This is a genomic window from Pseudomonas sp. REP124 (assembly GCF_020164475.1).
GTDB lineage: Bacteria > Pseudomonadota > Gammaproteobacteria > Pseudomonadales > Pseudomonadaceae > Aquipseudomonas.
This window is the reverse complement of sequence record NZ_JAIQWX010000137.1, coordinates 1-16610: the sequence shown is the minus strand read 5'-3', so window position 1 is coordinate 16610 and position 16610 is coordinate 1. Positions and strand designations below refer to the sequence as shown.

General features: G+C 59.6%; 7 protein-coding genes. 3 read left to right on the top strand and 4 right to left on the bottom strand.

Annotated elements, in window-relative coordinates:
• The first annotated feature begins 103 nt into the window (after positions 1–103).
• Together K9857_RS24605 and K9857_RS24600 are read left to right on the top strand one after the other, a co-directional pair.
• Entirely contained in the window at positions 104–5422 is a 5319-nt protein-coding gene (locus tag K9857_RS24605; protein WP_224540210.1) for a hypothetical protein, read from the top strand.
• A 159-nt stretch (positions 5423–5581) separates the two neighbouring features.
• Entirely contained in the window at positions 5582–10753 is a 5172-nt protein-coding gene (locus tag K9857_RS24600; RefSeq protein WP_224540208.1) for a hypothetical protein, read from the top strand.
• Positions 10754–10879: 126 nt separating this feature from the next.
• Here the strand turns inward: K9857_RS24600 and efeO (K9857_RS24595) are convergent, their stop codons facing one another.
• From efeO (K9857_RS24595) to efeU, 4 genes are all read right to left on the bottom strand, one after another.
• The gene (gene efeO / locus K9857_RS24595) at positions 10880–11719 is read right to left on the bottom strand and encodes an iron uptake system protein EfeO (protein ID WP_224540206.1); all 840 of its coding nucleotides are present in this window, start codon (positions 11717–11719) and stop codon (positions 10880–10882) included.
• 25 nt (positions 11720–11744) lie between these two features.
• Entirely contained in the window at positions 11745–13043 is a 1299-nt protein-coding gene (efeB, locus tag K9857_RS24590; protein WP_224540205.1) for an iron uptake transporter deferrochelatase/peroxidase subunit, read from the bottom strand.
• 18 nt (positions 13044–13061) lie between these two features.
• Positions 13062–14261 (bottom strand): iron uptake system protein EfeO, encoded by a 1200-nt coding sequence (gene efeO / locus K9857_RS24585; RefSeq protein WP_224540202.1) that lies wholly within the window; start codon positions 14259–14261, stop codon positions 13062–13064.
• Positions 14262–14374: 113 nt separating this feature from the next.
• On the bottom strand, positions 14375–15223 hold the full coding sequence (gene efeU, locus K9857_RS24580; protein ID WP_224540200.1) for an iron uptake transporter permease EfeU: 849 nt from the start codon (positions 15221–15223) through the stop codon (positions 14375–14377).
• A gap of 291 nt (positions 15224–15514) precedes the next feature.
• Here efeU and K9857_RS24575 point away from each other — a divergent pair, with 291 nt between their 5' ends.
• Positions 15515–16531, top strand: coding sequence for an AraC family transcriptional regulator (locus tag K9857_RS24575; RefSeq protein ID WP_224540198.1), 1017 nt, complete (start codon positions 15515–15517; stop codon positions 16529–16531).
• Positions 16532–16610 lie beyond the last annotated feature (79 nt).

Below are 16610 nucleotides of genomic sequence, written 5' to 3'. Positions count from 1 at the left end.
TCCTACAGGTAGGGTGTGATCTGAGCGTTTTCTTGTAGTGCGGATGTGGCGCGGTCATTAGCCTTGCGCGCGCTTTCACTCCGTCGCTTATGAGGCCGCTCCCGTGACCGTTGCTATTGAGACCAACGCGCCTGCCGGCCGCGTGTCGTTCAAACCCTGCTCTCCTGAAACGCTGCTGGCCTCGGTGCTATCGTTCGTGCAACAGGGGCCGTCCACCCTCAATGTTCCGGGCAGCGACAAGGCCAATCGCCCCCCGATCGTGTTCCCCGTGTACTGGGGAGGGCTCGCCGCAACCCCGTGGGATTTCATCAAGGATCAATCGACCTTCGATGAAGCGTGCGCCGAGGTCGAACGTCACCTGAACGAGGAGTCGTTGCCGGAATTCGAGATGCTCGACATCCTCGACAGCGGCATCCTGCAAAGACCATTGGGCAGGGCGCTGGCGCCTGTGTTGGTCGAGGCGGTGCTGGACTCGATTACACCCCCGGGAAACATGACCGAACAGCAACTGCGCGAAATGGTCGAGGTGATTTGCTACTACCCGCCGGGCAAATGGATGAACACCTTTGGCGAGCGGCGCAACTTCCCCAAAGGAGCCGACGGGAAGGGCGTGGCGGGTTTCATCCAGGCGCAAATGGATCGCTCACGCCTGCAACGGGACGAGCGCATCGCCAACGGTGAACTGCTGACCGACGCGCAATGGCAATCGCTGCAACAAATCGTCAAGGACTGCCGGCCCTGCATCGACCTCTGGCTGGCGAATCGAGGCAAGCGCTCGGCACACACCGTGGAGCCACTCGACGACACGCTGTGCAAACTTGAGGATTTTGAAGCTGTGCGTCCGAAACCCGGGGAGGCAAAGATCCTGTTGGGCGAGTTGCTTGGGCGTCTGCAAAAGATCGACGACTTTCCAGCAGTTCACCGGCAGGCGATCGAGGAACTCTGGCAAGGCATTGTGGTGACACCCGTATCGCCATGGTCTAACGCCTTCCAGCCAGAGCCTGTCCACGCGCAATCGCGGTCCACGCGAGCTGCCAATCAGAACCACTGGCTGATCGAAACCCTGGAAGAAATCGAACGCAAGGGCGAATACAACCAGCACGTCGTTATCGACGGGCCGCACGTGCCGAATAGTTGGGCGGGCAAGTTTCTCTGGGCGGTCAACGCTCTGGATACGGTCGGTCTGTTGGGCATTGCCGAAAAAATCCGTCCCCATCTGCCACTTCCACCCCCGGCACAAACAGCGTCCGCGCCGATGGATCTGCTCCATGAGGCAGGAGTGCTGGCGCAGAACATCGATGCCCTGTTATCGAAAATCATCGCAATATCGACCGGCTGGCAGCCTGTCGCCGCGTTCGAGCAGACCGACCCCGACAGGTTGCTTCCCGGCACCGTTGAACAGTTGCAATACGATCCGACCCTGATGACTACCGCCACCCAATGGCTACAGGCGTCAAGCGCCTACGCGGCTGGCGCAGCCTTGATGACCTTGAGCAACGCGCTGCGTATTGTCCAGGACAACCCCGGGGCCTCCACGACCCTCGTCATGACCGCGATCTATCGCATCGTCCTGGATTTCCAGAAACGCTGGTTCCCCGAGGACACCGACCGCCCGGATTTAGCCCATGAACTCGACCCTGAACGGCACGGGTGGATCGTTTTTGGCGTGGAGCAAACCCTGATGGGAATCCCGCAACTGGCCAAGACTCTGAGCGATCTGGTCGGCAACAGGACATCTGCAGACCTTTTCAGCGATCCGACAGTACTAGCCAGAGTTGAAGACCTGTTACAGCAACCCGCACCCGACGATCCCGAGCGCACCATCGAAGACCAGATTGAGCAAAGCGTCGGTCAGGCCCTTAAGGAGTTCGCGGAACTGCACGATCAGGAGCTACCCAAAGTTGCAGATAAAGTACCCGCAGAAGCCAACGAAGCTGCGCAGCGTTCAGGACGTCGAAAACGCGCCGTCGAACGGGTGCTGGAAGCCTCGCTCAAGACCGATGTCTCCTCAGCGGCCGACACCCTCTTCAAAAACAACGTCATCAAGCAAATGCTCGATAAAGGCAACGTTCCACTGCCGATCCCGGAAGGGACACTCTTTGCGCGCAAGCTGTACAAGCAGATTCTGAAGGACAAGGCGCTGCAGCAGTTTTTCACGGACAACGATTTGGACCCGACAAAACTGCGTATTCATCACGATTCGGTCTCGGGACCGGTGACCCGGGACGGTGTCACGACCCTGCGCACATTCACCCTTTGGGATAACTCGGGATGGTGGCAGGTATCGAAGATGGTGCGCCAGCTTGCGCAGTTTATCGACCCTCAGGACTACGGACTGCCTGGCGATCCCGAGACGATAACGCCCGATGTGGTGCTCAAGTTTTACGGGGTCGAACCACCGACCTCCCAAGCCGAGGCCAGGACGCTTGCCGAAAAATTGCAAAAAGACGGCTGGCCGGTGATCACCGAGGGCCAAAAGGCGCGGATAGTGGATTCCCGTAAATGGGTCGAAAAGGCGAATGAAGAGCGCGAGCAGACGGCGCTGCTGATCGATGCCTTGGAACAAAGTGTGAAAGGTCAGCCCAATGACGAGACGGTGCCATTGGCCGACACCATCGCCGACTTCGTGATCGGTCCGCTGATGCGCAAGAGCAAGGAAATACGCCACCACCTGCACAATTTTTTTGCGCTACCGGCCATGCAGGAAATCTGTACAGAGAGGGTGGGCGATTGCAATGACTTGCCCTACAGAATCTGCGAGGAAAAAATCGAGCTGTTCGCCTATGAAAACTGGGTCGATCTAACGGATTCAGCCAACGCGCAACCGGCACTCAAGGCAGCCCTCACGCAACTGATTGAACACACCAAAGGCGTCGGACACGCCCTGTACTCCAGTGACGCCTTCGATCTGATGCAGATGATCCGTTATCAGGGCTACGATGCACCCACAAACGTCGCTGAAGTTCGCAACATCATTCGCTGGCTGCGCAGCGATCTGCCTCCTTCGCCTCCTTTGGGTGACTATGGCGCGCAGTTTCTGTCCGGCGACGTCTCCTCCATAAGCTTCAGCCAGAACGACAAGAGCCAGCTCATTGAACTTGCAAAAACCTTAGCAGGCGAGTCCCCATCGATCATCGATGCGCTGGCTGACGAGCGTCTGCGCGGTCTGTCCGTTGACAAGCGGCGGGCCGACGCGGACGCGTTGATGAGCGAGTTACTGAACTCCCGAAAAGCCCAGGACTGGGGTCGACAATGCCTTGAAAAACTCAATTGGTATTGCTCCGAAGAGGACCCGGCCTCGTTGACGGCTGATTCCCAGGCGCTATTGGCAACAGCGATCAAGCTGTCCGTCGATCCGGATGCACCCGGCATGCCCCCGAGCATTGCCGGGTATCACGTCTACCAGGGGAAAAACCGCGGGCGTGCCATGAATGACATTCGTGAAGAGATAGAGCGGCACCTGGTGGAAAACAAGGGCGTGAGCGAATTGGCCGCACCGTTGGTGGCCCATCTGTTTCTGGCCGATATCGCACCGGAATTCCTGGTGCATGGCATTGATTCGGGTATCGCCATGGGGACTTCCCAATGGATGACCCTGAGCCTTGGGGTGGCCATTGCCGAGGAGACCCATCCGGGATGTTCCCGCGGCCTGTCCGTAGAACAGCTGATCATCCTGGCCGGACTCGATCCGGCCACCGATGAAAGTCGGCTGTTGCTCCAGAAGCTTGGCGTCGAGATCATTCTGGCATGGGGGGTCATGAACGGCGCGGTCCGCTTGCGCGAGACTTCAGCCTATACCCTTGGCGATTACCTGGAGGCGCTGAGAATGTTGCAGCTGCAGCAGCGTAATCTTGGCACTGCTTTCAACACGTTCTCCGCTCCGCTCGAACCCCTTGAAGACATGGCGATCAGGTTGCTTCGTCGTGTCTTTCCCGACGCCAGCTATCGCGAAATCAAAGAGATGAAACTGTGGATTCCCCACGACAATCCGGATCGGGAGGGCAAAAAGGCCGAGTTGCATCTGGTCCACGTGTACATGGCCGGAGGTCTGAAACCAGGCCATTGGTCGTTTTCAGAAACTCTCGCTTTCGCAGACTTCGAAAAAAAAATCCTCGATCTGCCGGACCTGGGCGAGGTTTTCTCCGCCGCAGTCGATGATTATTTCGAAGCCTTCAGAAAGGCGTTCATCACGCCGCTCAAACTGCTGTTCGCCGAATTGCCGCTGGAGGATCGCCAGTTCCTCGAATTGGGCGAGGTCCAGTTGTATGTGCTGCGCGAAGAGACCGGCAAAATCCTGCGCCTTGAGGAGGAGTCGCACAAACTGGAGCGAACAGCGGAGCAAGGCTATGTGCTTGTCTGTCGACGTGGCAAGAAGGTTCGTAATTACGAAATCTTTCCGGTACAGATGCTGATCGTCCCGCGACCGGACCTGCCCTCTGAACTGCCACTGGAGGGCAAGATCATTAAAAAAATGATGAGATTTTCCAGTGGTCCCGCTGTGTCGGTCGACGTTCGGGTTGGCGAAAAGCTGCCGTTCGATGCAGAAGCCCATTTCGCGGGTACAGCGCCCAGGCCCAATGTCGAGTCACCCAAGTTGATTATCCAGAAGCTGGGTGACAGCTTTGCGGGTAGAACGCTGGTGGGCTACCCCGATGAATCGGCTTACATCCCCAACACCTACTACTCGAACAAGATCGCGGCGATTATCGATCGGATGGTTGGCGGTAACTTCATGCGGACGCAAAAGGCGTTTTTCCTCAAAGACGCCAAGGGCATTTCCTCTGAGGCGAGTCGGGTGGCGTTCTGGCGAAAAATCCGCGATTTCGTGTTGCAGCTCATTCCCTTTGTCGGCTGCGTGAACGATCTGCGCTCGGGAACGAAGGAAGGGGTGTTCAGGGGCGTTTTCGGTTGTTTTGCCGATGCTGTCTCCCTGCTGATGGGTCTTGCGGGCGGCGTACTCAAGCTAGCCAGCGTATTCAAGGCGATTTCGCCATTGAGGCTCAAGGCCTTCCAGGCATTGAAAGTCACCACCGGCACCGTTATCTCGGTGGTCAATCCATTCAGTGGTTTCCCGGATCTGATTGTCGGCACTGCAAGAGGGTTCGCGAGCCTGGGGAAAATGATGAAAACCGGCGTGTTCTACATTACCGATAAGGGTGTCACGCGACTCAAGGACGGCATTGGTCACATCAATACCTTTTTCGGCGGCATGGTCAGCCCCAGGGCGAGTGCGAGGGTGCCGATGCGGATAGCCAGCCCGATAACGAAGGGCACCCATGATGGCAAGCAAAAGGAGGGCATCAAGGTGGACGGTCAGTGGTACCTCCCTCACGCCAACGGACAACGCCCCATCGGCCCACCGCTGCGTGGGTTCCTCCCCGATACCCCACAACCCCTGCGGGTGACCCCGCAACCCCAGTAGGAGCATGGCTTGCCAGCGAAGGCGTTCTCAAGGACGCCTTCGCCGGCAAGCCGTGCTCCTACAGGTGGCAGTGGTGGTAAGAGCGTTTTGTTGTAGTGCGCACAGCCCGCAATCATTAGCTTGCGCGCCACTTTCACTCTCGCTCTTAAGGCCGTTATCGTGATCCCTTCTGTCCGTCCTTTCACGTCTTCAGGGGCCGCCCCCTCCCTGTGCAATATCTCCGAAACGCTGTTGGCATCGGCTCTGTCGTCTGTACGACAGGGACAGAACACCTTTAATTTTCCAGACAACGACGAGCCCCGTCACGCCCCGATCGTGTTCCCCGTGTATTGGGGCGGACGCAGCGAAACCCCGTGGGATCGTATCAAGGATCAGGCAACCTTCAACGAAGCTTGTGCCGAGGTAGAACTACACTTGAGCGAGGAGACATTGCCGGCATTCGAGATGTTCGACATCCTCGACAGCAAGATCCTGCAAAGACCACTCGGCCGCGCGCTGGCGCCTGCGCTGGTTCAGGCGCTGATGCGTTCGATTGAACCGGCAGGTGGCATGACCCGCGAGCAATTCAAGGAGATGATCAAAGTCATCTGCTGTTTGCCTCCTGCCGACTGGGCGAAAACCTTTGGCGAGACCTGGGACATTCCTGCAATCGCCAACTGGGAATGCGTGGTCGGTTTCATCCAGGCTCAACTGCAGGAATCGCGCCTGCAACGGGACAAGCGAATCGCCAACAATGAGCTGGTGACCGATGCACAGTGGCAATCCCTGCAAAAGATCGTCAAGGATTGCAGGCCTTGCATCGACGCCTGGCTGGTCGGGCAGGGTGACGTCCTGTCAGGCCGCGCTGAGCGACTCCACGACACGCTGTGCATGCTCGAAGATTTCGACGTCGTGCGTCCTGAGCGGAAAGAAACGAAACAGCTGTTGGACCATTTTCTTGAAGGCCTGGAAAAGGTCGGTGGGCACGACACCTTTTCGGCGCTTGACCTGCTGGCGATTGATGAGCTGCGGCGAGACCTTGGCCAGATGCCCGATTCGTCTTTGCCAAACGGTTCCCAGTCTAACTTCGTAGAAACGCAGTTAGTGGCATTCGCCGATGAAAACCACTGGCTGATCGAAACCCTGACGGAAATCGAACGCAAGGGCGAGTACAGCGAGCACGTCGTTATCGGCGGGCCTCGTATCCCGGAGAGTCCGATGGGCAAATTTCTCTGGGCGGCCAACGTTCTGGATACCTTCGGCCTGTTGGGCATCGCCGCAAAAGTCCATCCCCATCTTCCACTTCCCCCTCCGCCGCAAACGGCATCCGCTCCGATGGATCTGCTCCATGAGGCCGGAATTCTGGCACGGCACATCGATGTGCTGTTTTCCAGATTCGTCGCTACGTCGACCGGCTGGCAGCCCGTCGCAGCGGTCGAAATTGACCCCGGATCCCTGATCGAAAAACTGATGGGTGCAAGCAATGAGGCGACTTCCTCCTTCGGCGCACCGGACAATCCCTACAGCGAAACCGTTGAGGCTCTTGAACTCGCCCCGTCCACCGTCGACACGCTGAAAAGCGCCATGGGCCAATGGCTGGCGACAGCAGGGGGTTATTTAGCGGCCGCCGGCCTGGCGACCCTGAGCACCGCGTTCAATGCCGCCACCCGGCATCCCCGAACCGCCGCAACCCTGACAATGGCTGCCATTTACGCCGCTGTTCTCGATTTCTACGAACGCTGGTTCCCCGACAACACGGCAAACCGACACTTCGTCGAGGAGTCCAACCCTGAACTGCGCGGGCATATCGTCAATCGGGTGCAAGCCACCTTGAACGAGATTTCGCTGACCCAACCCCTCAGTGAACTCATGACCGGGTCCAACAATCCGTATCACGATCGCGCGTTGTTGCAGGACGTCGAGCGTTTGCTGGAACAACCTGTTTCAGCCTCCGCAACCATCAATGGCGCCGACCTGATCCTCGAAACCATTGAAGACTACGAAGCACATCACCCGGAATCGCCACTGGCTGATCACAAGAAAACCGGGTCGAGCCGCCCGAAACGATCCCTTGAATTCGCAGCGTTGTGGGCGATGGAGGCCCTGGCTGTGCCGGCGAGTGTCATTACCGAGGCCGACAACAAACTGCTGCAGGACCTCACCCCGCTGATGGCCGAACACGGCAATGTCCTGCTGCCGATCCCCGACCAGACGCTGATTCACACGCCCGTCGAGCTTTACAGGCAGGCGCTCAATGATGAAGCCGTCCTTGAGTTTCTCAATGCAAAGAACCTGACGCTGTCCACCGTACTCCTGCATCACAATTCGGTGACCGGCCTTGTCACCGAGGAGGGCGGCGCGACCACCCGCCTGACTTTCGACCACTGGGACAACTCGGGATGGTGGCAGGCCTCGGACAAACTGCTGCCGGCTCAGAAACTGCTCGACCCGAAAGACCGGGGCTTGAACATTCCGGGCGAGGACAACGACATCCCCATTGATGCGGTGCTCGATTTCTACGGCGTCGATGTACCGTCTTCGGACGCAGAGGCAAAAGTGCTCGCCGCACAATTGAAGGAGGAGGGCTGGCCCGCTTTCAGCGAAGGCAGGAAAGCACGACTGACCGACGGCATCGAGCGGGTGAACGGGTTCAATCAAGACCAAAAGCAAAAAGCCTGGTTGAAAAAGACCCTGGAGCAACTGGTGGAGGACAAGGACGATGACGAGAAGCTCCTGTTATCCGGCATTCCTGTCGACGCTACTCTCAGCCCGCTGACGCAAGACGGCGACACTTCCGATCTTTTGCAAATGGTCCGTTCCCGGGGATTTGATGCACCCACCAATGCCGGTGAGGTTCGCAACATCATCAACTGGCTGGAAAGCGCTTTACCGCCTTCTCCGCCTTTGGGTGACTACGGCGCGCGCTTCCTGTCGGGCAATATCGGCGCCGCGAAACTCTCCAGCGACGACAAGAGCAAACTGAGCGAGCTGGCAAAAACCTTTGGCGATGACGCGTCCTCGATCATCGCTGCGCTGGGTAGTGAAGTGCTGCGCGATATCCCCGTCGACCGGTTGCGCGCCGACGCCGATGTGCTGTGGGAGCAGTTGCTCGACTCGCCTCAAGCCGATGCCTGGGGATTGAAGTGCCTCGCTGAAGTCAAATGGTACGGCGCCGAGGAGGGACAAACGCCGCACCCGGAACACTACCGACAACTGTTGACGACCGCGATCAAACTGACCGTGGCTCCTGATGCGCCAGGCCAGCCACCTGGCGTCGCCGGTTATGACGTCTACCAGCCGGGCAACAAAGCGCGGGACCTGGATGCGATTCGCCTTGATGTCGAGCAGCACCTGATTGACAAAAAAGGTGTGAGTGCGCAAGCCGCGCCCTTGCTGGCCCATCTGTATCTGGCGGATGTCGCACCTGAATTTCTCGTGCACGCCCCTGACGCGCGGGTGTCCATGGGTTCGGTCAGCTGGATGACACTGTGTCTGGGAGTCGCCATGGCTGAAACGGTGAATCCGGGAAGTTCGCGAGGCATGTCCGAAGAGCAATTGATGGGGCTGGCATTGCTCAATCCGGTCTCGGATGAAAGCCGCCAATTAATCCAGACCCTGGCCGGCGGTATCCTGGTTGCCAAGGGTGTGATGGACGGGGGCATCCGTCAGCTTAAGAATTCTGACTATTCCTTTGGTGATTATGAGCATGCCGCAAAAGCGTTTGAAAGGCAGCGAGAGCAACTTGCCAAGTCTTTCATGACCATTGCCAAGCCGCTCGAGACGCGCACGCAAATGGCGATCAAAGCGCTTCTGGAAGTGTTCCCCGAGTCCAGTAAAAGCGAAATCATCGGCAAGCGGCTCTGGTCGAGAAATGTCGGTGCCGAATGGAATCAACTAGCGACCAGGACCGGCTTCCGGGACCTGCTCGAGATCTATATGTCCGGTGACCTGGTGCCAGGCAAGTGGTGGATGCTGGTTGAAAACAACTTCAAGGACTTCGATAAAAAAATTCCCCTGCTGCCCGACATCAACGAAGTCTTTTCGGACGCGGTCGACGAGCATTTCGACCAGTTCAGGAAAGCCTTCATTGCGCCGATCAAAACGCTGTTCGCCGAATTGCCGCTGCAAGACCGACAGTGCATCGAACTGGGCACCGTTCAGTTGTATACGCTGCGTGAAGAGACAGGCTACATCAAGGACATGGAGAGCGAGGAGGATATTACTGGTGGCACCGCGCAATTCGCCGTCCTGCTTGGCTGCGAATATCTGGGCAAGGTGACCTACTTCGAAATCCACCCGACGCTGATGAAAATCATCTGGCGTCCCGATTTACCCGAAAAGCTTCCTCTGGGCGGCAAAACCGTGGTGGAAAAGACGCGAATCTCCGGCGGTTCGTCGATAAGAGTCGATGTCGTGCGTGGCGAGGATCTGCCTTTCGACGCCGACGCCTGGTTCAGGGGCGCCCCGCTGAAAGCCGATGTGAAATCGCCCCGGCTGATCATCGACAAGATGGGCGCAAGCTTTCCCGGCAAGGTGCTGACCGGATACGCCGACGAATCGTCCTATGTGCCTGATAGCTACCACTCGAGCAAGATCTCCGCCATCGTCAGACGCATCGTCGGCGGCAATTTCCTGCAGGGGCAAAAAAAGTTCTTTTTCGACGACGCCAATGACACGACATCCCGGGAGGAGCGGGAAGCCTACTGGAAGAAAATCGGCAACTTCCTGCTCGGTCTCATCCCCTTTGTCGGCTGCGTCGAGGACTTGAAATCAGGATCCCGTAAAGGGCTGCTCAGGGGGACTTTCGGTTGTTTTGGCGATGCGATTGCCGTGGCATTGGGCCTGGTGGGCTCGCCCGGCAAGATCGTTTCCGTGGCCAAATCGATCTTGCCGATCAGGGTGAAAGCCTTCCAGATCCTGAAAATCGCCACCGGAACGCTGGTGTCCGTGATCAATCCGTTGGGCGGCGTTCCGGACATGCTGGCAGGCGGCGCAAGAGGCATCAGGTATCTGGGGCGCATGGTGGCAATGCGCGTACTCATCACCCCGAAAAACTTCGGAATTCTGTACCCAGTGGCAGAACGTATTCGATGCCTGTTCAGTGGTGTAGCGATGTCGAGCATCAGTGCGAAGATGCGATTGAAGGGCAATCTTGAACGCACGGCGATGGGTACGACCGGGGACAAGGAGCAATTGGATAACATTTTCGCAGGCAAGGTCGGCCCCAATTGGTATCCGCTTGACGACAAAGGACGCCCCTATGGCCCGGCCCTGGACAATTTCAAGCCTTCGGACCTGGTGGATGAGCCTGATCCGCAAACCGACGCCACCCCACAGCCTATACCCATGTAGGAACCAGGCTTGCCCGCGAACAGACCGGCAAATTCAACATCGATGTTGACGGATCTGACGCCTTCGCGGGCAAGCCTCGCTCCTACAGAAACCTGTGGGAGCGAGCCTGCTCGCGATTGTTATCGACTAGTTCAAACCCAACTTGCCGCGCAACGTCGACAAGTCCTCAGCCAGTGTATTGACCGGCCCCACCAGCGCCTTGCGGTCGTTTTCCTTCACTTTGTCGTAGGTCTCGAAACCGCCGTCCTTGGTTTTGTACTTGGCCAGGATCTTGTTCACCGTGGCGAAGTTCTTGTCGACCTTGGCGATGAAGGCCGCATCCTGTTTCTCGATCTGCGGACGGAACAGGTCGACGATTTTCTTCGCGCCGTCGATGTTGCCCTGGAAGTCATACAGGTCGGTGTGGCTGTAGCGATCTTCTTCACCGGAGACCTTGGTCGCCGCCACTTCTTCGAGCAGCGCCGCGGCGCCGCCGACGACTTTTTCCGGCGGGAAGGTCAGGCCGGCGACGCGGGTCTGCAGGTCTTTGACGTCCTTGTTCAGACCGTCCGCCAGTCCGTCCAGGCCCTTGGTGCTGTTTTCCGAGAACAGCGAGTATTCGATGCGGTGGAAGCCGGTGAAATCTTCGGCTTTCACGCCTTTTTCGTGGTCGTCGACCCGGGAGTCGATGGACGCGTCCAGGTCACTGAACAGCTCGGCAATCGGCTCGATCGACTCGTAGTAAACCCGGGTCGGCGCATAGAGCTTTTTCGCGGTGGCCAGGTCGCCTTTTTTCACTGCATCGGTGAACTGCTGGGTGTGGCTGGCCAGCTCATCCAGTTGCTCGGTGACGTAGATCTTGTAGTCGGAAATCGGCTGCACCAACTCCAGCGGCGCCGTCGCCGCGAAGGCGGAAAACGGCGCGCCGAGTAAACCGAGGGAGAGCAAACCGGGGGCGAGCAATAACGCCAGTGGCGACTTTTTCATGGGACGGCTCCGTTGTTGTGTGTGGTTATGCGGTTTTTGTGGGTTGTGTGGCATCGAGCAGCGAGCGGCCGATGAAATCCCGTTCGCCGGTCACACCGGGCAGGGTGAAGAAGTACCCGCCGCCGACCGGCTTGAGGTATTCCTCCAGCGGCTCGCCGTTCAGGCGGGTCTGCACGGTGATGAAGCCTTTTTCCAGGTCGGCCTGGTAACAGATGAACAGCAGGCCCATGTCCAGCTGACCGTTCTTGTTGACCCCGTTGGAGTAGTTGAACGGCCGGCGCAGGATCAGGTTGGCCTGGCTCGCGGCGGTGCGCGGGTTGGCCAGGCGGATGTGCGCGTCGAGCTTGGTCAGCTTGCCTTCCGGGTCCTTGGCGTAGTTCGGAATCTCGGTTTCGTGGTTCCCACCGATGGGCGCGCCGCTGCTTTTGACCCGGCCGAGAATGCTTTCCTGTTCCTGCAAGGGCGTGCGGTCCCAGCGCTCGACGAAGTTGCGGATGATGCGCACCGCCTGATAGCTGCCGCCCGCGGTCCACGCAGGCTCGTCGCTGCCCGACTGGACCCAGACGATGCGGTCCATGGTTTTGTCGTCGTTGGAGTCGGGGTTGGCCGAACCGTCGCGAAAGCCCAGAAAATTGCGCGCGCTTTGCGCCGGCACGCCGGGCTTCGCCGGGGCCTGGGGCGGGACGCTGCCTTCCTGTTTCCAGCGCACCAGCAGCAGGTCCGGCAGGTTCTTCACGATGTCGCGCAGGGCGTGGATGTTGGTGTCGGCGGTGTTGGCGCAGAACTGCAGGCTCAAGTCGCCGTGGCAGCAATCGGCTTCAAGGGCATCGTTGGGGAAACCGACCATGCGCATCAGGCGCTTGGGTTTGGCGTCGGCCAGGCCGAAACGCTCGTCGAACAGCGATTCGCCCACCGACACGGTGATGGTCAGGTTGTCCGGGGTGACGATCGGCCCGAGGATCCCCGAGTCCACGGGCGGCAGCTTCGGATCGACCTGGGCCACCGGGCCGCCCTTCATCAGGAACGCAATGCGTTCGTTGAGAGTGCGGAACAGTCGCTCCAGGTCGTCGCGGTCGCTGGCCAGCACATCGAACGACACCAGCATGCCGGACGCAGGGCGCGGGGTGACGATGCCGCTCTGGTGCTTGCCGTGGAACTCGTGGCGGTCTTCGGTGCGGTCACTGCTGGGCGCTTCGGTGACTTGTGCGGGGGCGGCGGCCATGGCCGGGCAGCTCAAGGCGGAGCCCGCCAGCGCCACACCGGCGGCACCCATGCCCATCAATACTCGGCGGCGCTGGAGGTTGAATTGTTCTGAATCGTTCATCTGGAAGTCGTCTTCTGCTTACAGGCCGGACAGGCCGAGGGCGGGATCGATGGCGTCGAGTGCGCCGGCCAGGGCCTTGGCCTTGTCGGCGATCTGCTTGCGCAGATCGGCGCTGACGCTGTCGTAGCTGGCGTAGCCGTCCTTGAGCTTGAAAGTGTTGAGTTGGGCGTCGAAGGCGGTGAGGGCGCTGTCGATTTTCGGCAGCAGGTCGGCGGCGGACTTGCCCAGCAGCGGGCGCAACAGCTCGACCACTTTGCGCGCGGCGTCGAGGTTGCCGGCAAAACCGTTCAGATCGGTATGGCTGTAGGGTTCTTCCTCACCGCTGCTGGCGCGTACATCGGCCAGGGTGTTGAGATTGCGCACTACGATGCTCACCAGCTGCTCTGGTGGCAGGGTCTGGGCCAGCAATTGCTGCTTGAGCGTGGTGGCATCGCTCGACAGACGTTGGGCAATCGGTGTCAGGCCGTCGAGGTTGCGTTGCTGGAACAGCGCGTATTCCAGGCGATGGAAGCCGACGAAGGCCGGGTCCTGCTCGCGTTTCTCGAAGTAGTCGGCGCGGGCGTTGATAGCGTTGTCCAACTCGGCCAGGCGCTGCGCGGCGGGGGCGATGCGTTGATAGGCGGCGCGAGCCGGCGCGTACAGGGTTTGTGCCTGGTTCAGATCGCCGGATTCGATGGCCTGTTCCAGGGCGCTGACGGCCTTGATCAGTGCAGTGCTCTGGCTGCTCAGATACACGCGAAATTCCGACAACGGCCCGACGAACGCCACCATCGACGGCCTGGCCCTGGCCGCTGCATCGGAGGCGGCGGTCGGGGTCACGTGCAGGGTGCCGCGCGGGTTGCTCAACAGGCCGCAGGTGATGGTGTAGTCGCCGGGTTGCAGGTTGGCGTTGATCACCTGGCTCAGGCCCGGGGCAATGTTTTCCCGTTCCTCGATCACCAGCACGCCGTCGAGGATTTCCCACTCCACGGCCCGATCCGAGCGGTTGACGATGCGGAAGCTCGCGCGCCCGGCCGGTACGGTCAGAGCGTTGGGTTCGCAGTTGTGGGATTGAATGGTCACCACCACTTCATCGTGGTTGGCCTGGCGCCTGGAGGCGGCCATTTTCGAGGCGTAATAGAACAGGCCGCCGGCGGCGATCATCACGACCACTGAGCCGGCCACCGCCCAGCGCAGGGCACGGGGAGGGGACGCCTTTGGAGGGAGTTGGTTTGGCATGAGAGCCCTTACTGACTGGAAGTAATTCTGAAAACGCCACACCCCCTGTAGGAGCGAGCAGGCTCGCGATGGAGGCCCGGACACCGCGGGGCATCAGATTCCCCGCGTTATCGTTAACGACCATCGCGAGCGTGCTCGCTCCTACAGGGGACGGGTGCGGCAGGGGCCGGGTAGAAAAACATCACCAACGCCACCACCAGATAAATCACATACGCCCCCAGCGTGCTGACCGTCGGTGCATCCTGATACCCGAACATCCCGGCCAGCACCGACCCCAGCGGCCCATCCATCGGCAGGACGGCGCTGATATCGAAAAGCACGGTTTGCAGGTGATTCCAGACCCCGGCTTCATGCAGGGCCTGCACAGAGTTGGCGAGGATCCCGGCAGCCACCACCAGGATGAACAACCCGGTCCAGCGAAAGAACGCACCGAGGTTCAGACGCATGCTGCCGGTGTAAATGAGGAAACCGATGACAATCGCCAGGATCAGCCCGAGCAGCGCACCAATCGGTGCCGCCGGGCCTTCGCTCTGCTGGAACACCGCGAGCAGGAAAAACACCGTCTCCAGACCTTCCCGAGCCACAGCGAAAAACACCATGGCGATCAGCGCGGTCACCTGATGCTTCGAGCCGGTCAACGCCTGATCCAGAGACGCCTGCAACGAATGCTTGATCGAACGCGACACCTTGCGCATCCAGAACACCATGGAGCTGAGAATGCCAACGGCCACCAGGCCAACCACGCCTTCAAACAGTTCCTGCTGCTTCTGCGGAAACTCGGCACTGACCAGCTCCAGCCCACCACCCACCAACAGGGCTAGCGCTGCGGCGAGAAACACGCCGACCCACACCGCCGGCATCCACTGACCGCGACCGGTCTGTTTGAGGTAGCTGGCAATGATGCCAACGATCAACGCAGCCTCGATGCCTTCGCGCAGCATGATCAGAAAAGGAACGAGCATTCAGCACCGTGTCACGAATAGATAGGGTGCTAAGTTGTAACATAATGACACTCATTCCCAAATGGCAGTCATTGACATTTACCTGAACCTAAGCTGAACAACCCTCTACATCGACTGAACACCGTCCCCAATGTGGGAGCGGGCTTGCTCGCGAAGGCGGAGTGTCATTCGGCACAGAGGTCGGCTGACCCACCGCTTTCGCGAGCAAGCCCGCTCCCACAAAGGCTCTCCATCGCCCGGTCGGCTGCGCTAATATGCCCACCACCCCAACCACACGGCCCGCCTCGCTCAATGTCGGAAAAAGACACCATTTCCATCCAACTGGTGCGTGAAGCGCTGCTGCAGAGTTGCGCCCCCGGCGCGGCGACCGATGAGGTGTTGAGCAAGGTCGGTATTGATCCGTCGCTGCTGCAAAGCAACGTCGCCCGGGTGCCGGCCAGTGCCTATGCGCGGCTCTGGCGCTTGCTGGCCAGGCGTGGGGACGACGAGTTTTTCGGCATGGACCCGCGCAAGCTCAAGTCCGGCAGCCTGGCGTTCCTGTGCCGCTGCGCGATGATCCAGCCGAGCGTGGCGACGGGGTTGACCAGCGGCCTGAGTTTCCTGTCGTTGATGCTCGAATGCATGCCCGCCGAACTGGTGCGTCAGCAAAGCCTGGCCGAAATCGTCCTGGCCGAAGACGACCACGCGCCGCGTCGTGCCTTCACCTATTTCACCTACTGGATGATCGTCCACGGCGTGGCCTGCTGGCTGGCCGGGCGGCGGATTCCGATTCTGGCCATCGAGTTGCGTTGTCCCAAGCCCGATTTCTGCGATGACTACCTGGTGATGTTTTCCGAGAACCTGCGATTCGACCGGCCGCGCACGCGGATGATTTTCGCCGCCGATTGCCTGGACTTGCCGATCAAGCGCAGCGCCGAAGAGCTCAAGCGGTTCCTGGCCCATGCGCCGGCGAACATTTTGGTGAAGTACCGCGATCCCGAAAGCCTGGCCAGCCGGATCAAACACGACCTGCGCCAGTTGCCCGCCGAGCAGTGGCCGGAAACCGAGCCGCTGGCGCAGCAGTTATGCATGTCGGCCTCGACCTTGCGCCGTCGATTGGCGGAGGAGGGGCAGACTTATCAGGGGCTCAAGGACAGCGTGCGCAAGGAGCTGGCCATCGTCTGGCTGGCCGAGCCGAGCATCAGCTTCGCCGAGATCGCCACGCGGCTGGGGTTTGCCGATGCCAGTTCATTCTACAAGGCGTTTCGCAAGTGGTCGGGGTCCAATCCGGGGCATTACCGGAGTTTGATCCTTAACGACGCTACCTGATCCGGGTTTCGGGTTGGGGCTACTGACGTCTTCGCGGGCAAGCCTCGTTCCTACAGATTGCGTAGACCTTGTAGGAGCG